This window comes from Paenibacillus taiwanensis DSM 18679 (assembly GCF_000425125.1).
Taxonomy (GTDB): Bacteria; Bacillota; Bacilli; order Paenibacillales; family Paenibacillaceae; genus Paenibacillus_B; species Paenibacillus_B taiwanensis.
Genome location: NZ_KE384307.1, coordinates 957,550 through 982,096, shown reverse-complemented (window position 1 = coordinate 982,096; position 24,547 = coordinate 957,550). Strand labels below are relative to the sequence as shown.

General features: G+C 45.5%; 19 protein-coding genes and 2 tRNA genes. 5 read left to right on the top strand and 16 right to left on the bottom strand.

Annotation, left to right across the window (positions count from 1 at the left end; all coding sequences use genetic code 11):
* Window positions 1–24: 24 nt before the first annotated feature.
* The 4 genes from H509_RS0118445 to H509_RS0118430 are packed head-to-tail and all read right to left on the bottom strand — an operon-like array spanning window position 25 to window position 4,639.
* Window positions 25–708, bottom strand: a complete 684-nt coding sequence (locus H509_RS0118445; protein WP_028546383.1) for a CpsD/CapB family tyrosine-protein kinase — start codon at window positions 706–708, stop codon at window positions 25–27.
* Window positions 683–1,438 carry a YveK family protein gene (locus tag H509_RS0118440; protein ID WP_028546382.1) on the bottom strand — a complete coding sequence of 252 codons (756 nt, stop codon included), beginning with the start codon at window positions 1,436–1,438 and terminating at the stop codon, window positions 683–685. Before H509_RS0118440 ends, H509_RS0118445 begins: the two co-directional genes overlap by 26 nt.
* A gap of 27 nt (window positions 1,439–1,465) precedes the next feature.
* Window positions 1,466–3,817, bottom strand: coding sequence for an S-layer homology domain-containing protein (locus tag H509_RS0118435; protein ID WP_028546381.1), 2,352 nt, complete (start codon window positions 3,815–3,817; stop codon window positions 1,466–1,468).
* Window positions 3,818–3,871: 54 nt separating this feature from the next.
* Entirely contained in the window at window positions 3,872–4,639 is a 768-nt protein-coding gene (locus tag H509_RS0118430; RefSeq protein WP_028546380.1) for a tyrosine-protein phosphatase, read from the bottom strand.
* A 935-nt stretch (window positions 4,640–5,574) separates the two neighbouring features.
* Between H509_RS0118430 and H509_RS0118420 the strand changes: the two genes are divergently transcribed.
* Complete coding sequence (locus H509_RS0118420) at window positions 5,575–6,204, top strand: class D sortase (RefSeq protein ID WP_028546379.1); 630 nt, start codon at window positions 5,575–5,577, stop codon at window positions 6,202–6,204.
* Between the two features lie 312 nt (window positions 6,205–6,516).
* Here H509_RS0118420 and H509_RS28640 read toward each other — a convergent pair whose 3' ends face one another.
* The gene (locus H509_RS28640; RefSeq protein ID WP_051287343.1) at window positions 6,517–10,488 is read right to left on the bottom strand and encodes an SdrD B-like domain-containing protein; all 3,972 of its coding nucleotides are present in this window, start codon (window positions 10,486–10,488) and stop codon (window positions 6,517–6,519) included.
* A gap of 328 nt (window positions 10,489–10,816) precedes the next feature.
* Between H509_RS28640 and H509_RS25855 the strand changes: the two genes are divergently transcribed.
* Together H509_RS25855 and H509_RS0118405 are read left to right on the top strand one after the other, a co-directional pair.
* On the top strand, window positions 10,817–10,978 hold the full coding sequence (locus H509_RS25855; protein WP_051287341.1) for a DUF3006 domain-containing protein: 162 nt from the start codon (window positions 10,817–10,819) through the stop codon (window positions 10,976–10,978).
* 45 nt (window positions 10,979–11,023) lie between these two features.
* Window positions 11,024–11,743: an AAA family ATPase gene (locus H509_RS0118405; RefSeq protein ID WP_028546378.1), complete on the top strand. Its 720-nt coding sequence runs from the start codon at window positions 11,024–11,026 to the stop codon at window positions 11,741–11,743.
* Window positions 11,744–11,831: 88 nt separating this feature from the next.
* On the opposite strand, the gene H509_RS0118400 is transcribed toward H509_RS0118405, so the two are convergent.
* The 8 genes from H509_RS0118400 to H509_RS0118365 form a co-directional block, all read right to left on the bottom strand.
* Entirely contained in the window at window positions 11,832–13,013 is a 1,182-nt protein-coding gene (locus tag H509_RS0118400) for a S8 family peptidase (RefSeq protein WP_051287339.1), read from the bottom strand.
* Window positions 13,014–13,089: 76 nt separating this feature from the next.
* On the bottom strand, window positions 13,090–13,545 hold the full coding sequence (locus tag H509_RS0118395; protein ID WP_051287337.1) for a hypothetical protein: 456 nt from the start codon (window positions 13,543–13,545) through the stop codon (window positions 13,090–13,092).
* Window positions 13,546–13,614: 69 nt separating this feature from the next.
* Window positions 13,615–14,163, bottom strand: a complete 549-nt coding sequence (locus H509_RS25850) for a hypothetical protein (protein WP_169450948.1) — start codon at window positions 14,161–14,163, stop codon at window positions 13,615–13,617.
* Window positions 14,164–14,228: 65 nt separating this feature from the next.
* Window positions 14,229–14,798: an RNA polymerase sigma factor gene (locus tag H509_RS0118385; protein WP_245596166.1), complete on the bottom strand. Its 570-nt coding sequence runs from the start codon at window positions 14,796–14,798 to the stop codon at window positions 14,229–14,231.
* A 562-nt stretch (window positions 14,799–15,360) separates the two neighbouring features.
* A tRNA-Leu gene (locus H509_RS0118380) sits at window positions 15,361–15,447 on the bottom strand.
* A gap of 321 nt (window positions 15,448–15,768) precedes the next feature.
* Window positions 15,769–15,855 (bottom strand) — tRNA-Leu (locus H509_RS0118375).
* Window positions 15,856–16,019: 164 nt separating this feature from the next.
* Entirely contained in the window at window positions 16,020–16,247 is a 228-nt protein-coding gene (locus H509_RS0118370; protein ID WP_028546374.1) for a hypothetical protein, read from the bottom strand.
* A 116-nt stretch (window positions 16,248–16,363) separates the two neighbouring features.
* On the bottom strand, window positions 16,364–16,690 hold the full coding sequence (locus tag H509_RS0118365) for a hypothetical protein (protein WP_028546373.1): 327 nt from the start codon (window positions 16,688–16,690) through the stop codon (window positions 16,364–16,366).
* Between the two features lie 270 nt (window positions 16,691–16,960).
* Here H509_RS0118365 and H509_RS0118360 point away from each other — a divergent pair, with 270 nt between their 5' ends.
* Window positions 16,961–17,593, top strand: a complete 633-nt coding sequence (locus H509_RS0118360; protein WP_028546372.1) for a hypothetical protein — start codon at window positions 16,961–16,963, stop codon at window positions 17,591–17,593.
* Between the two features lie 133 nt (window positions 17,594–17,726).
* Here the strand turns inward: H509_RS0118360 and H509_RS0118355 are convergent, their stop codons facing one another.
* Window positions 17,727–18,365 (bottom strand): DedA family protein, encoded by a 639-nt coding sequence (locus H509_RS0118355; protein WP_028546371.1) that lies wholly within the window; start codon window positions 18,363–18,365, stop codon window positions 17,727–17,729.
* A 188-nt stretch (window positions 18,366–18,553) separates the two neighbouring features.
* Here H509_RS0118355 and H509_RS25845 point away from each other — a divergent pair, with 188 nt between their 5' ends.
* Window positions 18,554–19,678: a YkvI family membrane protein gene (locus H509_RS25845; RefSeq protein WP_245596142.1), complete on the top strand. Its 1,125-nt coding sequence runs from the start codon at window positions 18,554–18,556 to the stop codon at window positions 19,676–19,678.
* Window positions 19,679–19,704: 26 nt separating this feature from the next.
* Here H509_RS25845 and H509_RS0118345 read toward each other — a convergent pair whose 3' ends face one another.
* Window positions 19,705–23,175: an AAA family ATPase gene (locus tag H509_RS0118345; RefSeq protein WP_028546370.1), complete on the bottom strand. Its 3,471-nt coding sequence runs from the start codon at window positions 23,173–23,175 to the stop codon at window positions 19,705–19,707.
* Window positions 23,172–24,515 carry a metallophosphoesterase family protein gene (locus H509_RS0118340; protein ID WP_028546369.1) on the bottom strand — a complete coding sequence of 448 codons (1,344 nt, stop codon included), beginning with the start codon at window positions 24,513–24,515 and terminating at the stop codon, window positions 23,172–23,174. Before H509_RS0118340 ends, H509_RS0118345 begins: the two co-directional genes overlap by 4 nt.
* Window positions 24,516–24,547: the final 32 nt, after the last annotated feature.

The following is a 24,547-nucleotide window of genomic DNA, read 5'->3' as shown; positions in this document are numbered from 1 at the left end:
ACATGCTCAATAATTGAATTGCATTTAATTGCTGCCTGCATAATAGTGATATCGATTCATACCCTTTTGTGCGTATTTATTGAGCACCGTTCCCAACACATTCGCATTGACCAACTGTAAGTTTGCTTTAGCCTTGCGGAGATCCTCGCGTTTCACTTTGCCATAATGGACAACTAACAATACCCCGTCACATTTCGTAGCCATCACTTGAGCATCTGTGACGAGCAGAACGGGAGGTGTATCAATAAATACAGCATCATAGGATTGCGACAGTTCCTGAATTAATGTTGACATGTGCTGGGAAGCGAGTAATTCCGAAGGGTTCGGCGGGATCGTCCCCGCAGGGATAACATCGAGATAAGGAATTCCACTTTTCGCAATGACAGTCTCTTTACCAACTTGATGCGCAAGTACATTCGTGACCCCGAGACGATTAGATAAACTAAAATATTCATGAATAGAAGGCTTTCGCAGATCCGCATCCACAATAATGACATTCATATTCGCTTGCGCATAAGCAACCGCCAAATTGGTTAACGTAGTCGTTTTTCCTTCACCTGCACCAGCCGAGGTGACCATAATTGACTTTACTGGACTGTCTATGGAGGAAAATTGAATATTCGTACGCAGTGTACGATACACTTCCGATATCGGTGACATCGGGTTTTGCTCGGTAATAATGTTATGCTTCTTGCCCAATTGTGACATCGTTCAATTTTCCCTTCCCTTTAATTGAAGTATGAAGTTGACCGGAATAATCCGATTCATGAATGACCATTACTGTCGCTAAATTCGGAAGTCCTAGCAGTTGATAAATTTCGGCCTCACTTTTGACGGTGTCATCCAAATAATCAAGAAATACAATACATCCAATCGAAACCAATAAAGATATCATAAAAGTGAGCACTACATGAAACACGGTTTTGGGCCCGATCGGAGCAGGTTTAGCCAGCTCATCCGCAAGTCCTAATATCGACACATTGTCAGTCTTCATCAGAGCAGGAATTTCCGCACGGAACACTTGTGCGATCGCATTTACCGTCTGGGCCGCCTTTAAGTAGTTATCATTTTGAAATGATATGGTGATCACTTGTGTGTTGTTAACGGAATCGACTTGAACGCGAGCCGCCAATTGAGCTGGACTATAACCAAGGTTTGGATGAGCCGTCGTGACATGTGCCATCATAGAAGTCGTTTTAATAATTTCTTTGTACGTATCAATGAGGCGGAGATCCATATTCACTTCGTTGATGCTTATAACGCCTTCTCCTACCCCTTTTGTTGAATTTACAATAATTTGGCTGGAAGCTTCATACGTCGGCTTTAACACGTAGTAACTAATTAAACCTGCCGTTAAAGAGGCTGCCGTGACGATAGCCAACACCCACCCTATTTTTCGGCGGATCAATAACATGAGACTTTTAATGTCAATCCCCATCACAATCCTCCTAATAGTTACCCCCGACTATCTCAACTTTAGGACGCGGGATATAAAAACGGCCGCCTCAGCCCTCGTTACGTTCGCCAGTGAATTTAACCTCTGCTTGGCGTCGGCTGTAATCAGCCCGTATTGCGACGCCAGTGCAACATGGAATCGATCAGCAGCGGGAATTTGAGCAGCATCTGGAAAGGGTTTCAATATGGAGACGATCTCTGCTTCTGTCACCTCTTTACTGGACCATGCCAAAATACGAGCAGCAACCGCTGCTAATTCGGTCTTGGTGACGAAGGCAGCAGGATTAAAAGTTGCGCCCGTCTGCCCAGCCATGTACCCCGATTGGACAGCAGACGAAACATAGGAGGCGAACCAATCGCTGTTCTTTACGTCCTTGAAAGTTACATTAGATGCAGCAGGCTCTACTTCTAACGCCTTAACAAGTAATTTGGCGAGTTGTGCACGCGTCAGCTGTTCATTAGGCCTGAATTGTTGATGGCCCGCACCTTCCATAATGGCTTGTGCTGCAACCGTATGAATAGCATTTTGCTGCGCGGATTGCACGGAGCTTAAATCGGTAAATGTAACGTTGCGTTCAATAACAGAAAAAGGAAGCAGCGTATAACGTTTGACGTTAAATGTGCTATTATCCGCATCATATGACCCACCGTGTAAGGAATAGGTTTGCTCCCCCAAGCTGACTAACGCCAAATGCTCAGTACGGTGCACGTCAGCGACTTGAATACGGACTTGAACAGGCTGCAACAGATTGGTAACGGCTTTACCATCTGTCTCCAGCGTAAAGCTGTACGTTTCCGATCGATATAGCAGGTCCCTCGGTGGTTGGGCTTGTTGATTTAGGTGCAGTACAGTATTCCCTTTTAATGAGGTAATGTCGACAACTATCGTCACCCCGTTTACTTTTAACGCAAGATTGGTCACACCAAGTGCACTGGCCTCCTTCAGAAGTTCTTTCGGTAAATCGAGTGTAATGCGGTCACTCTTCACGCTGCCAAAGTCGAATGCATATTCCACCTCTGGTGCACGTGTTTTTGGATCCAATGCTTTGTAAGTTGTGAGAAGCGTCTTGGTTATAGCAGCGCTATTTTTTAAATAACTAACCAGCTTCGGTACATCGATGTTTACGGTGGCTTTTCCGTTATTGATCTGAATAAAGCTAGCTAAGTTGTAATGCGCTATCTTCGGTACTGCTTTCTCTACGATCGCCTTCGCTTCAGCCAGCAACAGTGCGCGTTTTGTACCTTGCGCATATTTTAACTGTTCTCGAATCGTCTCTAGCTCATTAAGCGTCCGCTTCACAATCCGTTCAATCTCAGCCTGCGTCGGAATTACGATGCCGTCAGGAACTGCATCAGCCGTTAGAGTAACGCTGCCGCGATAAAGCTCTTCACGGAACAAGACGTCCTCTGCCGCAATGATCGCCGTGCCGGACTTTTCCTTATCTGCTAGCACGATACGATTATCACGTACCGTAACGGCAGGAGAGCCACTTATCTTTTTCCATTTCAGCAGCACGTTGGGTACTTCTTGACCTAGTACTTTTAAAGTCGGATAAGCAACTCTGCCGCCTTGTGTCACACGGTAATTAACGGTTACTTCTGTTTGCGCATAAGCAAACAGCAACACGGTAGCACCGCGATAACCAGGATCAATTCGATCAGTAACGTTCAAAATATCGTCTTCCGAGATTTGGAATGCACGTATCACTGTTGCTAGCGGATTACGGGATGTTTTCTTAATTTCGTTAAACACCTCTACAAACAATCGTTTTATTTCCTGTTTGTTTGATGCAAGCCGCAATCTATCTTCATAATCAAGCGTATCTATTTTAAGTCGGATCGCTTTTTCCACTTCTAAAGCAAACTGATAGGCATCTTCAAAGGAAAGTCCCCCTAAGCCCGCTTTGATGCCACCTAATTTGGCTAATTCATTTATAAACTGACGGAACGGAGCATCTTTTCTTAAATTATCGAATTTAGCCCAATCATTCCCGTATACGAAATAAGTTAGCTGCTGTACGAGTTCCAGCACACGTTGTTCTGTTACATGCTCGTAACCCGATCCTTGTCGTTTTTTGATGTCGTTAATTTTTTTCCAAACCTTCTCTATATCTTTGCTTTTCAGCTTCTTAATTCGCTCTCGCACTTGTTCAAGTCGTTTAGCATCTTCTGGACTGATTAGCTTGAAAATAGCATCTTTCTTGGTCTTGATGTGATCAAGCCCGCTTGCAGCACTTGCGTCAGCATAAGCAATCTCAGGCTGATAATAAACGGGTGAACGGTCCGCACTTGGCGGCAGCAATACTAATGAACTCATCGCCAAATGAAGTGCGATGATGGACAACAACAGCTTTCTTCTCATCTTTAGGCTTCATCCCTTCTCCTAATGGTAGACGCATTTCATTGCCGTCTCTCTTTATCTCCATAAGTGATACCATTTCACCGGTTGCATAGAACGAGACTCCCGCTTGATTTCGCCATTAAAGAGTACACTGCGGGCATTCTCCTGGAAAAAGTGCACATATCGCTCTCCAAGCAAACGTCGCATTTGCTTGTAAGCTTCCCCCAGATTAGGCGCTCTTCTTACGTCACGATGGCAATCTGAAGCGACAAAATGAACAGTATGCTGCTTGCACAACTCCCATGCAAGTTTTTTAACCTTCTTGCCAAAATGGCCCACTAAGGAATGTGAAGTCACTTGGCACAGTGCCCCTTGCTGTACAAGTTCAGCTAATCGTGCTGGTGTGCTCATCACCTCCAAATTACGCTCAGGATGTGCGATGATGGGCACTTTACCTAATAGACACACTTCATACACCAACTCTCGCAGCCTTGGAGGAATATGTGTAGATGGCATTTCCAACAAGACATACCTTGATTCATTTAGGGATAATAGCTCCTGTCCAAGGGTCAAATCCTGCAATAAACGATCGTATACCCGAATTTCCTGACCTGGGTATACTACCAGCTTAATGTTGCTGTGCTGAAGTTCCTCGTTTAAGCGCTTGACCGCGTCATGGATAACGGGCGCAGGGTTCACATATAAGCCATTGCGATGGTGCGGTGTGGCTAACATATGCCTGATGCCTTGTATAGAAGCATGACGTGCCATCCTAATCGACATTGCCATCGATGTCGCCCCGTCATCTACACGAGGAAGGATATGTGCATGAATATCAATCATATGAATACCTCGTTACGCTAAAGTCTCCACTTTTAACTTGAACTCCAATCGGAAGGATCTTGTATCGTGATACGTACAGGCATGGATCGATAGGTGGGTTGGCCGGACATCATCAATAATAAGCAGTATGGTGAGGTTAAAGGAGGCATTGTGGGTGAACTGGTACAAAGTGTTCCCGTGGCACGTCAAAACAAATATGGTTTATTTCAGTCCGTTTAGATCGTCTCTATTTAGATCCTTCGAGCCTAATATACTGGAAAGCAAATTGATTTATGTGTAAATGAATCATGAAGTTTCAGTTTTTTTTCAGATTAGTTCTTTAGTTACATATTTGATTTGCAATGTGACAAGTGTGCCTATCCCCCTTATGGCACTATGTTTGCATCAAAAAAAGAGGAACACCACCTCTGCTGTTCCCCGCTCACTTCCGTATTATTCATAACAATAGGCTGGCTTCCCTTCATACTGGTGCCCCTGTTATAACTTATTTCTTTCGTCCCATGCGCCCTATAACTTTCCCATTGACATCAACCACTAATATGTACAGGTCTTTGAAGGTTCCTCTGAGCTCAAATATTTCACGGGCAGCTTCTTCTTTGGACATAGGACCTAGCAGCTTTCGATTTTTGTAGCATATATAATAGCGCATCCCCTTACCCGTCCGGTCCCCGGAGCCAGGGGCTTTTCCTCCTCTGCGTGTTCATGCTAACTTTGCAGGATGTCCATCAACGCCTCCCTCGGGGAGTTCTACCATTTTACAATAGGTGAATATTCCCATCAAGATTCCCTTACGTCATCCTTTAGCCGTACGTTGCAAGTCCCACGATATCCATTTTATTGTGTAAAATAAGTCCATACAGGTTGAAACCATGTACAGCATACGCGTAAAATGAAATAGGTGCAATATTTAAATCCATAAGGAGTACACCTATATTATGACTTCGCGTTCCAAATTAAGGCTGTGGAATATGGCCATTATACTGTTGATAATTGTCGGCCTAGTTCTCATTTTTTACCCCCAATGGACACGATATGTAGAAGAGCAAAATGAGCTGCGCTTGCTAACAGAATGGGACTCCCTTCCCAAGTCGATAACATCTGGCAGTGGATCAACGACTCCGATACGTCCAACTTCCGCATCTCACAACAAGTCACCCGCTGCGCTTATTGACGGGCTGCCTGTATACGGAACGATTTCCATAGAGAAGATCGATTTACGTGAGCCTATGGTAGAAGGTGCAACAGCACAATCGCTTAAATTGGGAAGTGGTGTTGTCATTCCTGAACGTATGCCTGGCGAGATTGGCAATTTTGTGCTGGCGAGCCATCGTAGTCGAACCTACGGCAGACATTTTAACCGCTTAGATGAGCTTGAGGCGGGAGATAAGATTAAGTTAGAAACGGCTGATCACTCGTTTGAGTACAGCGTTACTTCCAAATTTGTTGTATTACCTGAAGATCTGTCGGTCTTAGATCAGCGTGAGGATAGCAAGGAACTGACACTCATTACTTGTGAGCCGTTTGGGAAATCAACCCATCGTCTAATTATAAAGGCAACGATGTAATATTTACTTAGATCACGCTCCACATTATAGCAACAGAGGCCGGCTCATAATGAGTCGGCCTCTGTGCGTTAGCTTAGTCGGGCCAAGACACACCTGTTGTATCTCCTACGATTTCTATACCCCTGTGTGCTATCTGGCACAACTGTATGGCTTAGCCATGTGCGGATAACACCCGCTCCATATAAAAGCGCCGCCATTAGGGCGACGCTAAACATTAAAATATCGGATCAGTCTCACTCGTCATTTCGCTTAACGCCGTCGCAGCAGGACAACTATTGCCGCTTGCCGCTTCAATCTGTAGCTAACACTGGATTAGCGGACAGTCGTTATTTTTTTGCGGACGAGCCACATCAAAAGCGCAATTACGCAAAGAATAATGCCTGCGATTGGGGCAATTGGGGCTTCTTCCCCTGTCTGAGGCAGTTGCTCTGGCTTCACATGATCGTTTTCACCTGCTACATCCGTGCCGCCGCCGTCTGTCTCATTTTGCCCATCCTGCTCTCCTTGCGTATGATCTCCAGGTTGATTTGCCCCATCTTCATCAGGTGTACCTGGATCTGGCTTTCCTGGCGTACCTGGATCTGGGTTACCCGGCGTGCCTGGTTCATCCGGCTTTCCTGGCGTACCTGGATCTGGTTTACCCGGTGTGCCTGGTTCATCCGGCTTTCCTGGCGTACCTGGATCTGGTTTACCCGGTGTGCCTGGTTCATCCGGCTTTCCTGGCGTACCTGGATCTGGCTTACCTGGTGTGCCTGGTTCATCCGGCTTTCCTGGATCAACTGGAGGGGTTGACTTCACTACAAGACCCGCATCAATCGTTAAATTTCGCTGTCCCTCTGTTAACGTAATATCCTCCGACCAACCAAGCGTATTCGCATTGGAATCACGTACAGGATCGCTGCCTTGATTCGCTTTCGTAAACACGTAACCATCCGGTACAATAAACCGAACTTTATACTGCCCCGCATCAAGCTGATCAAATAAATAATAACCTGGCTTATACACGTAATCCGTCACAGTAGGATTATATACAGAACCGGTTACCGTCGGATCATATACCGAATTCGTGACCGAGCTGTAGTAAACCGAGCGCGTTACGGTAGAAGCAAGCAAGTCTCCGTGACCGTTACGCAGCTCAACCACAACGTTGTTTAGACCGGATTCCTCGACGTCCTGAATACCGTTGCTGTTCGTATCCAGCCATACGTATTTGCCGATCGCACCCTTAATCGTAACAGGGGGCGTTTTTTTAGGGATTAGCCCTGTGTCCACATCATGATACTTGTCGCCTGCTTGCAGTGCTACTACAGCGGTGATGCCTGTAGGATCAGCCTTTGAATTCAGGGCAGCATTAGACCCCTCGCCTTTTTTCGCAAACTCATAACCAGCAGGCAGTTCAAATTTGACAACATAATGACCTGCCTCAAGACCCGTAAACAAATAATAACCCGGGTTCCCTGTATGGCTGTTGCCAGTAATTGTACTTTGCAGCAGTTGACCGTCCGCTGCACGATGCAGCGTAACTCGTACACCGTTAACACCGCTTGATGGTGCTTCATCCTGGATTCCATTGTCGTTGACGTCCAGCCAAACGTAGTTGCCTAGTTCAGCTTTAGGATTTTCTTGGATCTTAATGCCAACCTTAAGCGGCTCCGCAGGCAGCATAAATGAATCGCTACCTACTGGAATAGCTGTGTATCCAAAGGAATTCCAAGCAATCTGATCCGCTCCTGTCGGCGCACCTACTGGCGCACGCATCGTCCACGTCAGCTCTCTCGACTCTCCAGGAGCCAAGATCACATCTTTGCCAAATTCGAAGCGCAAAGCTCTAACTGTCGTTAAATCTTGAGGAGGCACCTTAGACCAGTTGCCTCCGGTCATAGCTGCTTCACTATCTGTGCTGTAGTATACCGCCACATCCTGCGGCAAACTAAGCTCCTGAGTCAATACAGGACTCCATTTACTACCTCGCTGTGCTGGATCGATGACACCACGATCGCCTACGTGAGGCAGAGCATCTACGATGATTGCATTTTTAACTCCAACGGTACCATTGTTCCGTAATTCCAGCTTATACTTAATTTCACCGCCAGGTGTAACGTTCCCTGTATCTGGATATCTCGTCCAAGCTCCATTATCCAGATCACCCTGCACCCATTTAATGGATTCAAGGTTAACTGCAGAATTGATATAAATCGCACTATTGCTGTATACATACCACTTGCCATCTTTAAAACGTTGATTTTTAAAATTATTATAATTGTTTACATATTTCTGGGTAACAGACGTCACTTCCACTTCGTTTGTAATGGAGCCACGTGACGTACCCTTATGAATTTGCGCATCAAAGGTCAAAGTCAGTGTGTCCCCATTTTGAAGCAGCAGCGTATTGTTCGGATCATTTCCCCATGTCCAAACCAGTGGCGTTCGGCCGCTGCTGTCAGGGCTTCCCTGTTGAAAATGCGGAGCCGGCAGTACGGTTTTGTTACTATTTGTAAATGTTGCGGAGCCTTGGACGTACTCCAATTCAGCAGGCAGCAGGTCCCTTACGATTGGATTTTCGAAGTCAACGTTCGTACTTCCTTCATTTTTCACCTTGATCGTATACGTAACCTTATCTCCTGACTCAAACGAACTGCCGCTCGCCTTTTTGTCGACACTAATGATAGGCAATTTATCAACGGCAAGCACTTTAACTCTAGCTACAAATTGTTGTATGTCACCTGGGTTCCCATTTTTGTCTTTCATCGTATGGGTCATCACTGCATGATTCACAATTTGTTTACGGTCAGCAGGACTTTCCTGACTATTCGGCAATCCGTTATATTTGTCCAGCTCTGGGTAATTCCCTCCAGGCTCCCCATCCGTACCATCTTGGAAATATCCATATACGTATGGTTCCGGCAAATCTTTGTAATCTGCTGTCAGGTTATAACGCAGCTCCAGTGCGCCCACTTGACGAAATTCAACCGGAATAGAACCAAACACAAACCGAATGCCTTTGACATCAGCAGCTTGTGTAGGTGATAGATCTGCTGCTTTTAATTGATGGGCTTGATCTGTTGATAGGTTTGCCCTCCAATCCGCCCAGTCACTGTCTTGCTTGGGATGCGTAGTTGTTGTGTACTGTACTTTATAAGATGGGAGTCCGACAAACTTAGGTGTCTTCAAGTAGTGAAGTTCCAAACCATGAGGTGTCATATCCGTCATCTTAACATTTTGCAGTTCTACGTTTGCTGAATTATCCATCCCCCCGATAAAGAAGCTGACCCCTTGACCTTTGGACAACTCTTTCTCGTTGGCACTGTAAATGTTTTTGTATATCCAGATGCCGCCTTGCGGTACATCAACAAAGCCGTGTGATGCGCTCGCCTGAAGAGTGGCAGGCTGAGATTCCCCGAGCGGCTTGTAGGATACTTGGGCGTTGTTGGTTACCTTTTGCTCTGGATACTTGTCAGGGTGCTGATTGATTACATCGATGACATTGGCTGGGTAAGACACTTTTACAAATATTTCAGTAGGAAAGTTCCCCTGAGCATCTGCCTGCCAAGTCAATCGCTTATTGTTTAGCTCCTGCTTGCTCGGTGCTGGACGCGCCGAAATAAATGTAGCTGCGTCTGGAAGTGTGTCTGTAAGGATCACGTCATCAATGTTCAAATTGCCATATTGATTCGCATCCTTTTTATCGCCAAACATAATTTTGTACTCCACTTCACTGCCAGGTAAAGGCTTGACATGCTTCACGGGTACAACTTGTTCCTTTGTTAAGCCCCATTCCGCAGATGCCTGTGCCGTCACCTCCACCACGTTAGACGTCACATGAATGCTGCCTTGATTATGTTCAAATACAGCATTTGTAGCAGCAACAGTTCCATTTGGTGTTATGAAGTTAGGAAAATGTGCATTCACTTGCAGCCTGCCAGTTACACCCGCCGCTGTGGGATCTTTGAATGTGAAGGTTACAAGTCCGGCGTTGCCAACCTTCTCATACTTCCCTGTTGCATGAATGGAATCTACTGTACGTTCAAATTCAACTCCTGCTGGGAGGGGCAGCACTATTTTGGCATTGGCAAAGTCTCCTGTCGTACTCGCCAAGCTATAGTCGATTTCATACGAAAATGTTTTGCCTGTAAGCACATTCGCTTCCGTAGTGTTTAATTTAATTTGGACACCACTTGCATCGCCGCCAGCTTGATTAGCATAAGCAGCGACAGGCAGCAGCACACTGTGCAGCATTAACATAAACGCCCAAATAACCGCTTGCGTCTTTACAACTCTTTTCATTCGTGCAGTAAGCTCCTTTCTGCTTTCATTTATCATCCTTCGCTAGCCAAAAAAGTCATTGCCAGCGAGTTGGTGAGCATATGTACCCTCCTTCACTTCGTAATGACTTCTTCCCGACTCTTTCTTGTATGCACGTTGGACATGGAGTAACAGAATCAGGAGTTATTTAATGACAATCAAATAACTCTGTACCTATACTAAACGTTCATTCTGTACAAATACTGAAAATGGAAATTGGTGACGATTGCTTCCTTAGCGGATGATCGCAATATTGCTGCTCGTATGTTAAACTTTGAATATTAAAATAATGTACAGGAGGTACTCTTACATGATAAAAGGAACCATTAATCGCTTTGAATGTGATATTGCAGTCATTGAAGTAGAGGAACATTCGATTGAGTACCCGAAGCATTTGCTCCCCCCAGGTACAGAGGTTGGAGATGTTGTTGTTATTGAGGGCAACCGTGTACTGGTGGACAAACAACTTTAGTTGAATTGATTGTACATCTATCCTGCTTGGAGGGAAGATTACTTCATGTCTTTGAAGAGCTTATATTTGCTAAAAGAAAAGATGCACAATTATCAAAGTTATCCCTTCTCCTTGCCTTTAATCAAAAGATTGGATACACTGCATTTTTCTAGCAACGTTACTTTCTTTGTTGGTGAAAATGGCTCAGGCAAATCGACCTTACTTGAAGCAATTGCCTATCAATGTGGATTTAATACCGCTGGTGGCGGTCGGAATAACACTTACTATGTAGAGTCCTCTGAGGCGGCACTGGGCAATTATGTGAGGCTGTCTTGGTTTCCTAAGCTCACAAATGGCTTTTTTATGCGCGCAGAATCCTTTTATGAGTTTGCTACCCATATTGATGAAATCGGTATGTATGAAGCGTACGGCGGACGTTCCTTGCATACGCAATCGCATGGCGAGTCGTTTCTTAGCTTGTTTCGTCACCGTTTTAGAGACAAGGGCATTTATTTGCTGGATGAGCCTGAAGCCGCTTTATCACCCGCAAGGCAATTGGCACTGTTGCGTATTATCAAGGATCTATCCCAAGATTCGCAATTTATTATAGCTACTCACTCCCCTATTTTAATGGGATATCCAGATGCTCAAATTATTAGTTTTGATTGTCATCCGATAGCTCCAATCCGTTACGAGGACACCGATCATTATCAAATTACGAGATCATTTTTAGAAAATCGTAACGCGATGCTCCGGCAGTTGTTCGAGGATGATTGTGACGAGTGATCCATTTCAGTAACATACGAACAACAACGCAACCTCCCCTTCAGCCTGTTTATACGCTGAAAGGAAGGTTGCGTTGTTGTATATCCTATTATTTCGATGTAGGGTAATGTATGGCCTTTAAAGCGTCAACTAATCCGTGTCCGTACAGGTTTCTCTCCCCCATTTTACTAGCAGTGTGCATAACAATTGAACGAATCTCTCTGTTGTTTAAGTGAGGCTTCGCCTCCATGATTAGCGCGGCTACGCCTGAGACGTGAGCTGCTGCCATAGAAGTTCCAAGCGTCATTGTATATTGATGATGTAATGTCGTGCTGTAAATACTTGCCCCTGGGGCCATTACATCTAATTCTTTTCCTCTACCCGAATAAAAGGTTCTTTCATCTCTACTGTTAATCGCTCCAACCGCAATCACTTCTTTATATGCGGCAGGATATTCAACCGTATTTCCTTCATTAAAGCCGTTGTTGCCAGCGGCCCCTATAAGCAGCAGCCCTTTTTGATATGCTTTCTTGATTACTTTCTTTAATGCTTTACTGTTCTCTTTTGTTTGAAAGCTTAAATTGACAATATCCATATGATGATCAATCGACCATGTAATCCCCTTCACGACATGGCTGATGTGCCCGTCCCCTTTTGCATCCAGCACCTTTATTCCATATATACGAGCGTCTGGCGCAATACCTAGCACACCTATATGATTAGGAAGAGCGCCGATAATTCCTGCTATTTCCGTTCCGTGCCCATAATCATCCATAAAGTTTGCGCTGCCATCGATAATATTAACGCCACCTGCGATCGAAAGATCCTCATGCGTATAGTCAATTCCGGAATCTATAATTCCGATTTTAATTCCTTTCCCCATGTAACCCTCTTGTTGAGCTTCAATTGCTTTTACTTTTTGGGCTCCCCATTGGATGACCTGCCCCTGATTAAACTGTGACAGATGCGACATTTCACGTTCCACAGTTGTACCCTGTTCAGGCAACACATGTATTGCACGATCTTGCTCAACAAATTCTATTTGTGGGTCCCCTTTGAGCTTGGCTGCATTCGCGGCTGATAGCTCTGCGAGTATCATCGTCAAGTCTGGATATGATTCTACAATTTTGCCTCCCAGGCTGTAGATTAAAGCGGTATTAATCTGTGATTTAAATGAAATGAAGTATTGGCGTTTCTCCTCTTGAGCGGATAAGGAAGGTGGAACGAATAAAGAAACGAGCAAGATGCAGCTCGTACAAAAGAGCAAGCAGACATTTCTAATTATTTTCATAGGTTAACATTCCTATCGTTATTACTAAATTGTTCATGGAGTAAAGAACTAGCTTATATATTAAAGGGTCGCTTGACTAGATTTCATGTTCGGCTAAAGATATTAAATAATTACAAAGTTCTACTTGCATGCCTTGATCCCTCATCGCTTTAATTAAAGTAAGCGGAAGGTCTTCATCCGTATTAAGCAAGATCGTTAAGATCGATTTTTTGACGTCGCTAAACGTAAATGTGCTCGTTTCATATATGAAATCAGTTGAATAACGTTCAGAAGTCTTAAACGAAACGGGAAGGGCATTACCTGCTAATTTTTCAGATAACACCATAAATAATCTTTTAATTTGAAATTGCTGTTCCGGAGTTATATGGTAGGACAAAATAAAGTCATAATAAGGGTAGTTTCCGTTTGATATTTTGCAAATGGCTAGCCGTACTGCTTTATCTTCTAACAATTCAATTTTATTTTGCAGCGTAAGAATAACTTTGTTTTGTTGAGCGATCATATCTTCCAATTGCTTTATTTTGGTATCCATATGTAAACCACCTTTCTACAAACATTCAGAGGGAGAACCGATCGTTCCCCCTCCCTATGTTTACACCAATTAGAGGAGCAATAAGTCAACCGTTGCAGCAATAGCCTCTGCAATCGCTACACCATACTTATCAGGCACACCTGCCGCACGAAGTCCGTCAAGCAGTATCGTCCGGATTGTCGCGGTTGCATAATCTCCCAACTCACTAATTTTACCAATGGCTTTATCGATGCCATCCGAGATTTTGCCTGTGTTTTTAGATAAGTATTTTGCGGTGTCTGCATCCAGCCATTTTACAACGTGGGACAATGCTTCCCCACCATATTTAACTGCATTTTTAATAACAACAAGCGCACCTCTAACTAGAAACCCTAGCTTTCCTGCGGCCTCAACAGACCCTTGTGCACTTCCCACTGTAACACTAGATACTACTGTTGTTTGAGGTGATGCTGCAAAAGCCTGTGAAACAGGTAGCCCGATTGCACCAGCCAATAATAAGGACGACATGGACGCTAGCAATAATTTACTCTTGAACATGACATAACCTCCAACTATATAAATGTAGACTTTATATTGAATGGCGGCCACCAATTCAAACGATCCATATGCTTGATCCATATGTCTCTATCTTAAAGACAACCAAACTTAAAAATGTGCAACAGCTAAGGTAACTTTTTTTGAAATTAAATTTGAGGGTGCGCTCTAGTGATGTAGCTTTTATGCTTAAGCAGTATTTTTAGCGCCCGTTGTCTTGCTCTCGTCAAATACGATCGAATGTTAGCTGTTGGTATTTTCATTGAGCGGGAAATAGCGTGATCGTCTAAATCTAAAATATACTTGTTATAAAGCAGCAGTCGATCTCTTTTGGGCAGTTCAGAAATGATACCACTTACAGAATGCAGCCCTTCCTTTGCATTGTACGTGTCCTCAATACTTAACTGCGCATCACATATCCACTCCAAATCGGAATAACAAGTCGTCGTATATTTTTTATTTTTAGCATGCTGTTTCATATAATTAAGGGCAGTATGTCGAATCGTCTGGAGTATATAGGAAACTCTTTTACCGGAATCTAGTGATCTTAGAAGTGGAATTTTGTTCATTAATCGAATAAAAGCATCCTGAATGATATCCTCTACCACACTATGATCGCGTGTAATCTCAAAAGCTTTTTTTCTCATCATGGGGTAGTATCGAATGTACAGTTCCGCAACAAACATACCTTCATCCTTTTTATCCCATCGGGACAGCATGATAGGCAACGTTTATCCCCTCCCACTCCTTAACCTATAGTTGTAGCTTATCCGTTCTGAACGAATCGGCTCTAACCTTACCCTCTTGATGCTTGTACATATTGTCAGCACACGACTCCAGCTTTTACTAAAGCTCTAACTCTATCACCCCCTTAATCATCGCTATTTCCACTACATAAATAGTCAGAAGTTCCAATCAAGGAAAATGAGCCGAACCAAGCTCCGCCCGTTATAATGTAATGAGAAAAGTCACGTGTCGTAAAGAAATCGTAAAGTAATTATTAAACAATGGTTAATATTGAAAACGACTACAGTTTGTACAAGTGGCAGATTAAAAATGATGGAGGGTGCTTGCGAATAAAACAAGGAGAATAAACAAAAGGTGATCAGTAGTTTATGAGTATGAGTATGACGATGAGAGGAGCAAACAGAAGAGTATCGAAGCTTACTTGCAAGTGGATGGTACTGCTAATGGTGGACAATCCAGTGTACAGATTCTAAACATAAAAAAATTCACAAAATGCTATTTAGCATTCTCTGAACCTTCTCGTGCTTATAAAATTGGTGCAGTCAAGAGGACTCGAACCTCCACGCCCTTGCGGGCACTAGAACCTGAATCTAGCGCGTCTGCCAATTCCGCCATGACTGCATGCTGTATAATAGAGCATTATATGTATGCTGTACTTCATAAAACGTGATGATCACAAGTATCCACAACACATCTCATAACTATATGAGCCATATGTTTAATGCTGTCTTCATTTGATCATCGCTTGGTCACAAGAAATAATATACCACGTTAAAAGTTGCGTGTCAACATGTTCATTTAATTGCTTAAGCGGCTGCCGTCGAACTGCCGCACTATGGCATGAATGCGATCAATTGCAATTAGCGTGCCGATAGCCAATAAAAATAAAAAAAGCTCTCAAACCGCTGTTGAAGCAGTTATACGAACTTGTTGATAGCAAGATGGTGCAGTCAAGAGGACTCGAACCTCCACGCCCTTGCGGGCACTAGAACCTGAATCTAGCGCGTCTGCCAATTCCGCCATGACTGCATGTATAACATGTAATAACTAGCCACATTCATGAACCATAACAATTGGGCTAGGAAACATATACTATCATACTTATCCCATCCTTGCAATATATTTCTCATTGCTGGCTAGCTCAAGGGGCTGTTCACTACAGCCTTACCCTACACAATTTCTTCTACAGCAACTTATTGTTCCAACAAACCTGGGGGCAGCTTACGCGGCTCATCAATCGGTTGCACGAGGTAGGAGCGCTTCAACTTCACAATACGTCGGTTCGGCTTCCTAATCATTATACTGTCGTCATCCCACGCAACGACGATTCCTTTAACATCATTTATTTCCAATAGATCACGCACCACACGCACAAGTGCGCCCTGCTGCCGATACTGATCTAATAACTGCTCGTCCATCATGTCGATTCCTCCTTATGCCTATTATGCTAATGGTCTCTTGTATATACGAAGGACCTGCGGCAAGCTAATCCACAGGTCCATAACTATCGTCCCGCTAATCCTTGAACATGTTTTAATTAATGTCCTACGTGTTCGCGCGAATCGTTCTTCTCAAACCAGTAATCCAGCACTTTGGCTGACATCACTCGCTTCTCGATATAATCTGCCTGCTGTACCGAAAATAATTGACGCCACGCTACATTCAGTTCGTTACATAGTTTGACCACTGTCAGCAATTCTGACCACGCCACATAGCGTTTGTACCAAAAAAATTGCGGGTGTTCAATCATATATGGGTACAGGTCATCGAACTCTGTATGCTTACAATCAAGCGCGCGTTCAAAATGCACCTTCGCATCCGATACTTTACCTTGCAGAAACTCAGCCGTCGGCTCATGAACCATCCTCTTCGCCCCCCTCTCAACACTTACTCTTATTATATGCTATTTGCGTCAAAGGAGAAAAGCAGACTTTTTATTTAGTTCACTGCAACAAATGGGCGGGAATCACGTCTTACTAATGTAGAGCATGAAAAATGGGTGCTTTCTAGGAATAAAAGCCCCTTAACGTTTATTTTGCACCAATTCAACCTCAGGCTGAAGTTGATTCACATATTTGTAACAGGGTAATATGATGTATGTCCGTCGCGAGGCGGTAAAGGAGGAACCAAAAAGATGCAACGACCCATAACGAAGAGTGTTCAAGTGCTTGTCGCGAGCGCATTGTTCGTCTCCTTAACGCTTGGGTGTCAATCCGTAAACGACAGTTTGCCCCCGCACTCCCCAGATCAAGCTTTATCCAGTCACAAGGAAGCGTCTAATTCCATTCAGGATTCGCCTCATACGAAATCGGAGAAAACTTCTATTGCATCCAGTTCCAAGGATGCACCTTCAGATCAGGCGAACCATAATGATCCTGAATTTGACTTCGATCGTAAAAGCATGAAGCTAAAGGGCATTTCTCTTTCAGATACAGAACAGGACGTTACTAAAGCGTGGGGATCACCCGCTGCACGTTATACGATGGATGAGACCGATCCGATAGAAGTGCTTGAGTATGAAGGTTATTCTTTCGGCTGCAACTCCAAAGGACGTGTCGCCTTTATCGAAGTTTCTGGTTCAGGAACTCCAACTGGCATTATCGGTCTTAAAGTTGGAGATCACGATTCCTCCGCTGTTACAGCACTTGGCAAGCCCGATCAAGATACCGGCTATGTATGGAGTTATAAGTCTGGCAATTCACTGCTGCGACTTGACCTTGACCCAAAGACAAGCAAGATTCAATCGGTCAAGTTATTTCACACCTAAGCAGAGCCACGTTAGATACATGGCCTGACCGTTTCGATACGTAACGCCTTGAGACTGCCATTGTTCTCAAGGCGTTTTGCATTTATATGCGCTACTACAAGGTGGCATATAAGAATTACCATCCTGTCTCTATTTACTGCAGCTCATTAATTGCCTGCTTGGACTGTGACGCACGCTGCCGCTTCTTCTTACGCACTAGCAACAAGACCAAGGTAACTAAGCCAGCGACAACAAGCGCAATTAGAAGTGTTGGTCCCAATTGCTGATGGAGCCACTTCACCGTTTCTTTCCAATGCATGCCCACAAAATGGCCAAGTGTTAGGAACGTCGTTACCCATATGACAGCGCCTGCAAATGCAGATGCTAAATAAATAGGGAACTTCAAACGGGACATACCTGCAAAGTAACAAGTCAAATGTCTGAATCCTGGCACAAAATATCCGAATGCAATACTGATTGGGCCGTACTTTTTAAACCAAGCCTCAGACTTTGCCAAGCGCTGCGGTGTAAGCTTCACCCATTTACCATAACGATCGAGCAGTGGCTTGCCTACTTTTCGTCCTACTGTATAACTAATTAACATCCCCGTCATGCTGCCCAGTAAACAAACGATAAATGCCTTGATATAATGAAACGGCCCACTCGCCGTTAAACTGCCCACAAAAACCATAATCGTCTCGTCTGGCACTGGCAGACCTACAATACCCAGGGCCAACAGTACGAATAAAGCCATATATCCATAATGTGATATAACCCACATCATATCGGACATAGTGTCGCCTCCCCTTTATGACCATCTAACGCACGTTCAATTCCCGCTATTTTAAAACAACAGGAATATTGTAACATATTTAGATAGGCATGTCCTTTCACGCTTCTGCATACAGTCTAATAGTGCCGTACAAGCCTGAATTTCAAGCTGTTCGTCACCTAGATAGGCGTTGAAAGGAGCTTACAAAAATGAAGTTTATGCTGCGAGTGCTTCAAATCTCGTTTACTTATATCGGAACCGTCGTGGGAGCTGGGTTCGCCACAGGTCAAGAAATTATCCAATTTTTCACAAAGTTCGGCAAGGTAGCTCCATTTACGATTCTGATTGCGACTGGAATCTTTATTTGGCTAGGTACAAAATTGATGCTTATATCTCACCGAATCAAAGCACGCTCCTATGAGGATGTAAACACGACCTTATTTGGCCCCCGCGTTGGTCGTCATATTAGTGTATTTACATTAATAGTTCTAGTCCTTGTAAACAGTGTCATGCTTGCCGGTGCCGGCTCTGTGTTCCATGAGCATCTCCATTTGCATTACCAAACAGGTCTGCTCATAACGATTGTAGCGTCCTATTGGGTCATCAATCGCGGCATGAATGCCATTCTTCATCTGAACTCCATCGTCGTGCCCACTATGCTGCTTTTTACCATTTTTATTATGTGGCACACCATTGAGCTGCCTAATACGATGCAGGCATTTACTTTAGTAACTGATAAACCGCTGTATGCAGCTTGGTCCTCATCCCTCTTGTACGGTGCTTTTAATCTAGCTATGGCGCAAGCTGTACTTGTTCCTCTAGGTGCCTCGATGCCCGATGAGCGCTGTATCAGGTGGGGAGGCTGGATCGGCGGGATACTGATCGGTTGTATGCTATTTGCCGGCCACTTTGCCTTATCCGCTCATATGCCAGGCATTATGCAATACGACATCCCTATGGGACATATTGCATACGGATTAGGGCTTGCGATCCAAATGATTTATATCGTGCTTATTTTTTCCGAAATTTTCACGACATTTATTGCCGACATATTTGGAATCACCCTACAGCTCAAACATAGAATCCAGATCCCCTCAAAATGGATCATCGCTATTATTATGCTGTTTTGTTATTTGATGAGCCAATTTGGATTTAAGCCTTTAGTATCTTATTTATATCCGTTATTCGGGTTGTTTAGCGTCGTCTGGCTCGTTCTGTTAATTCGCTTGCCGATGAACAAGCCTACTCCACATCAGCCAATACCTCCAGTCGAAACTCCCCCCAAAAGTAAATGGGCTTGGATATCCGAACAAAAGCATAAACCTCGCGCTTAAACAGCCGCGAGGTTTACGTTAAATTTTTATAGTTTCATGATGTGTACGTGTACGTCTGGTATCACTTTTGCAATCAGCTCTACCATATAGGAATGACATGTAGTCCAAATTATTTGATGCTGACACAAAATAGATGGCATGCAGCCGATAGTCTGCAACAATCGCTGCTCGTCAAAGTTGACCAAAATGTCATCCCAAATAAATGGCAGCGCCACACGCTCCGACAATACTTCCGCCAAAGCAAAACGCATCGCTAAGTACACCTGCTCCGCCGTACCGCGACTCAATCGAGAACTATCAAGCAGTCTACCATCTTGATGTTCTACGACGATACGCTGCGTGCCTAGCGGGGATACGATTCGAACGTATTTGCCAGCCGTCATATCACGGAAATAGTCTCCGGCACGCTTAAAGACAAATGGCTGCTTTTCTTCCTCATACTGTTGACGTGTGCGCCGGATCAACGTCTTGGCTAATGCATACACGGCATACTTGCTCGCTTGCTCGTGCAGCTCACTTTCTAAATCTGCCAACTGCTGCTGCCACTGCTCACCTTCCACTTCCAGCTTTAACCTTTCCACTTCTTGCTGCAGCCTGCCTACGCGCTGCTCACTATCTCGTATCTCACCATCTATAATGTCCATACGATGCAGCAGTTGGTTTCGTTGCTCCTCCAGCTCTCGAGCATCGAATTGTACAAGAAGCTCCTCTACAGGTGCAAAAGCGTCACGCGCACCTCCTCGATAACAGGCAGCTTCCAGTTCACGCAGCAATTCGCTGCCATACATGTATCGCTCTGCATGACTTTGCGCCTGCGCGAACGCTTCTTCATCCTGTACCCCCGCTTCAGCGTACAGCTCATTAAGCTTGGTTTGCATCACGGCTAGCTCCGCCAAAGCCTGACGGTGCTCTTCGTCAGCGTCTGTGAGCGTATGCTTTAATTGCCGTTCGAGAGCCGCCTCACGCTCCTCCTGCTCGATTCGCTCACGCAGCGTAAACAAAATAGAATGCGTTAAGCTCAACACGCTTGCCAAAGACTCCTCCGTGTCTGACTCGCTTAGCTCACCTAATAAAAGCGATACCATCTCTGGCGTGACAGCAGGCTTGCCCCACACAGGCGACATAGCGTCCGGCACGACTGCGACGGCGGATGCAGCTGGCCCTGGCGAGCCGACAAGCAGAGACACATCAGTGCCGGCTTCACTGGCAGCTGCTGATATGTCTCGTACGGCTGCGGCAAGCCTTGCGCAAGCGCCGGTGTACTCGCGCACTTGTGCTAGTACACGCTGTTCACGCGCGCGCAGCCGTTCACGCTGCCGCTGGCACTCGGCCGCCTGCTCGACGCGGCGGAAGTGCTCCATGACGCTTGGCGGGCTCCAGTGTGCTGGCAGCCGCCGAGCGTTCAACCACTGCTGCCAGGCGCCGGAACATGCGTTAAGCTGCTTAGTCGCCTGTGAAACATCCTGCTCTGCCGCCTCTACGAATCGTTTGGCCGACTGCTCAGCATCTAAAGTCGCTTGATGTCGTTGCACAAGACGATCTCGTTCGCGCATCCAAGCTTCCACTGCATCAATAGCAGCATTCAGCTTCTCCAGTCGTTGAAGCAGAATCCCTCCCAGTTCATGGACCGCTTCCCCCTTTAAAGGGTTACCCAGTTCCCCAGGGAAAGGAACAGGACGAGCGCGATCGTGGCCGCTCAATTCATAATTAGCCGTTACTTTAATATACTGGCTATCAGACTCATGATCCTTGTATGGCCTTACACGAGTCAAAGCGCTTAGTACATCTGCCAGTTGTTTTTCTAACTGCGATGCATCTTGTTCAGCCTGCTGAACCTTGTCCGCATCTCCCCGACCAACCACGCGGCTTTGTTCGCGCGAGGTTATCCGTGGACGACTGATCCAAAACAATGCACTTGATAAAGCACCAAACAACAAGATAACTCCGGCACCTATCCGCTGACCTGTAACAGCCAACGCAGCAGCGGCAGCAACGGCTACAATGGCGATAAGCCATGTTAACCAGCCTTTGCTTGCAATACCAGTAGCAGCACCTCGTGTTGGCTCCATGACGTGAGTTGGGTTGTTAATTTGACGTGTCATAATGAGCTGCACAGCCTGTTGCAGCCTATCCCGCTTCCGGTGGATGGCTTGCAGAAGTGTCTCCTCTGGTGAGAACCCACTGTCTAGCACACCTCGTACTTGATGCTGGTCCATCCCTATTGCTGCTTGATGCTTCGATTCTACGACAACACTATATTCTCGGACCGCACGCGCCTTTGCCTCTGCCATTCGTTCCACTTGTGCAGTCAATTGCTCCAACTGTTTTCCTTGCGCTCGCACAGATTCAAGAACGGACTGTGACATATCACTAGTTAACAACATCTCCGGCGTCCAGTGTCGATCCGTCAGCCTTGCAAGCCGCCATAACTCGTCTTCCGCCAGCTCCCGTTCCGTTCTAATTTCGCCGGCTTCTTGTACCCAGACATTGGCTGTCTCATATATGCCGCATAAACGATTAATTTCTGCCGTATGAGCAAGCAAGCTCACGTCTGGCTTAACAACTTGGAGCTGATGCATCACGTGACGTTGCTTCTCTTCCAACTGGCGAATTCGGGCTTCAACTGCTTGCCTCGACTGAAGCAGTCGCTGCCATCGTTCAGTCCAAAACGGCTGCCAGTCTGACATCTCTGGCAGCGCTTCTAATTCACTTCTTACAGCCACGAGCTTAATCCAGGCATCACTGATATGTAGTGCACGTTCTGCAAGTGCAAGCGCTTGTCGCAGCTCGACACGCTCCGTCAACTGGTCCGCAATGGACTCGTTCGCATGATCCAGTTCGCGCCTCGCCGTGTCCAGTCTTTGAACATGCTTCATGCTTGCCTTCCGTTTACGCTCAAGCTCGTCCACATGTTGCAGCGTGTAGTACAACGCTTGTGTGCGTCCACGTGGCTTAAACAGCTTATCCATCTCTTGTTGGAGCCAGCGTTCACTATGTGCGATAGAAGACACCGTGTCAAACCCCGTATCGTAAAGATGAGCGCGAAGATCATCCCCTTGAAGCGTATGAATTGTATGCAGCTCATCCAATGTAATAGCAAAAAGCTTCCCATACATTTCGCTGTTTAATCCGCCAAGCAGTTCTTTCTCCATATCCGATTGCTGTCTTCCTAGCACTTGTCCATCAGCCTGTATATACTGGATCGACTCAAAAATACCTTGTGATCGCTGTAATCTTTCAATTTGCCATCGTCCGCCTGCGTCATCCAAGACCGACATTCGCCCTCCGATAGGTGAACCATCTAAAGAATCATATTTGTCCCCCTCCGTGTGATGACGACGCGGGAGACCATACAGCATCGCTCGAATAAAGGCAGCAAGTGTACTTTTCCCAGCCTCATTTGGACCTACAATAACCGCTAATTTTGCCGCAGGGAACTCAAGCGAATATTGTTGAAGGGAACCAAAAGATTGGATATCGATTCTCTCAATTCTCATTTCTTATCCAGTTCCCCCTCCAACAGCCCCACAGCAAGATGCATCGCCTCATCCAACCATGCAACACGAGCCGATTCCGACTGTTCCTCCAGCCATTGCACAAGCCGCCTCTGCTGTAGTAAAGGTGCTAATGCTTCGTCTATGAGGGCATGTCTATCATCTGAAAGATTAGCGTGTGTTTGTGCCATTCGTACAAGATCCCCTATAAAATGCTCCGATTCTCGCCATGCCTCCATATTCGAAACTGCACGACTGTCGACTCGGAATTGGACGGGCCATACACAGGACTCCAACTGTTCCAGCCGCACTTCTTCTGCTTCTTTCCACGTTTCTTCCAATTCTTTTAATAATGTTCCAGAAGTGAGCTCATGATGGATTGACGTTCGACCAGTCAGTGTAACACGTGCAAGTGTCGTCCGACCTTCAGCGGCTTGTCTCATCTCGTCCAACGAAGTTAACAGCAAGTCCGACATCTCTTGTCTGGAACTAACTGCTTCTATTGCGATGCTGCAATCCACCCATCGGACTAGTTCTAAGGGGTAAAATTGCATGGATACCCGATTATCGTGCTCCACATCAACGACATATGCACCCTTTTCCCCTGATTCTTTGACATGTCTACCTTGTAAATTTCCAGGGTACACTACATGTGGATATTCATTCACAATTTCTCGCTTATGAATATGACCGAGCGCCCAATAATGATAACGCTTAGCTATCAACTCTTGCTTCGAACAAGGCGCGTAGGGATCATGATCCTCTCGCCCGTCAAGTGTACCGTGCAGCATGCCGATTCGAAACAGTTCAGACCGTGTAGAATAGCTATTCGACTCAGCGTCGTCTTCTCTCCGCACAGCATGCTTCTCAGGTTCAGACGGGTATAAAGACGCCAGATTTGTATACACAGCCTGTGATCCATATGACATTCCTGTTACGACAGCTACCCGTTCTCCACGACGGTTCTGAATAAAATGACTTTCCGACTGCTCGACTCCCATCACTGTAACCCCCACCGGCCAGTTCCATTTGCTATCCGGCGTTAAAGGGTCGTGATTTCCATGAATCATAAACACACGTACACCTGCGCTGCACAATCGCTCCAACCCTTGCTGTAATCGCCACTGTGCGCGAAGTGACCTGTGGGCACCATCGTGCATATCCCCGCACAATAACACGGCGTCCGCTTGCTTCTGGATCGCAAGCTCGACCAATTGGTCCCATGCCTGAAATGTGGAGGCAACCACCTGTTCCCGTAATGTATCAGGTATATGAACAAGCCCTTTGAAAGGGCTGTCGAGATGTAAGTCAGCTGCATGTACAAATCTTAATTTGCGGATCATAAACCTATTCCTTTCCTCGCTGCCAAGTTCTT

Excerpts from the sequence above, each read along its gene's own strand:
- H509_RS0118445 (WP_028546383.1), bottom strand. The coding sequence starts at position 708 with ATGTCACAATTGGGCAAGAAGCATAACATTATTACCGAGCAAAACCCG.
- H509_RS0118440 (WP_028546382.1), bottom strand. The coding sequence starts at position 1,438 with ATGGGGATTGACATTAAAAGTCTCATGTTATTGATCCGCCGAAAAATA.
- H509_RS0118435 (WP_028546381.1), bottom strand. The coding sequence starts at position 3,817 with ATGAGAAGAAAGCTGTTGTTGTCCATCATCGCACTTCATTTGGCGATG.
- H509_RS0118430 (WP_028546380.1), bottom strand. The coding sequence starts at position 4,639 with ATGATTGATATTCATGCACATATCCTTCCTCGTGTAGATGACGGGGCG.
- H509_RS0118420 (WP_028546379.1), top strand. The coding sequence starts at position 5,575 with ATGACTTCGCGTTCCAAATTAAGGCTGTGGAATATGGCCATTATACTG.
- H509_RS28640 (WP_051287343.1), bottom strand. The coding sequence starts at position 10,488 with ATGAAAAGAGTTGTAAAGACGCAAGCGGTTATTTGGGCGTTTATGTTA.
- H509_RS25855 (WP_051287341.1), top strand. The coding sequence starts at position 10,817 with ATGATAAAAGGAACCATTAATCGCTTTGAATGTGATATTGCAGTCATT.
- H509_RS0118405 (WP_028546378.1), top strand. The coding sequence starts at position 11,024 with ATGTCTTTGAAGAGCTTATATTTGCTAAAAGAAAAGATGCACAATTAT.
- H509_RS0118400 (WP_051287339.1), bottom strand. The coding sequence starts at position 13,013 with ATGAAAATAATTAGAAATGTCTGCTTGCTCTTTTGTACGAGCTGCATC.
- H509_RS0118395 (WP_051287337.1), bottom strand. The coding sequence starts at position 13,545 with ATGGATACCAAAATAAAGCAATTGGAAGATATGATCGCTCAACAAAAC.
- H509_RS25850 (WP_169450948.1), bottom strand. The coding sequence starts at position 14,163 with ATGGATCAAGCATATGGATCGTTTGAATTGGTGGCCGCCATTCAATAT.
- H509_RS0118385 (WP_245596166.1), bottom strand. The coding sequence starts at position 14,798 with ATGCTGTCCCGATGGGATAAAAAGGATGAAGGTATGTTTGTTGCGGAA.
- H509_RS0118370 (WP_028546374.1), bottom strand. The coding sequence starts at position 16,247 with ATGATGGACGAGCAGTTATTAGATCAGTATCGGCAGCAGGGCGCACTT.
- H509_RS0118365 (WP_028546373.1), bottom strand. The coding sequence starts at position 16,690 with ATGGTTCATGAGCCGACGGCTGAGTTTCTGCAAGGTAAAGTATCGGAT.
- H509_RS0118360 (WP_028546372.1), top strand. The coding sequence starts at position 16,961 with ATGCAACGACCCATAACGAAGAGTGTTCAAGTGCTTGTCGCGAGCGCA.
- H509_RS0118355 (WP_028546371.1), bottom strand. The coding sequence starts at position 18,365 with ATGTCCGATATGATGTGGGTTATATCACATTATGGATATATGGCTTTA.
- H509_RS25845 (WP_245596142.1), top strand. The coding sequence starts at position 18,554 with ATGAAGTTTATGCTGCGAGTGCTTCAAATCTCGTTTACTTATATCGGA.
- H509_RS0118345 (WP_028546370.1), bottom strand. The coding sequence starts at position 23,175 with ATGAGAATTGAGAGAATCGATATCCAATCTTTTGGTTCCCTTCAACAA.
- H509_RS0118340 (WP_028546369.1), bottom strand. The coding sequence starts at position 24,515 with ATGATCCGCAAATTAAGATTTGTACATGCAGCTGACTTACATCTCGAC.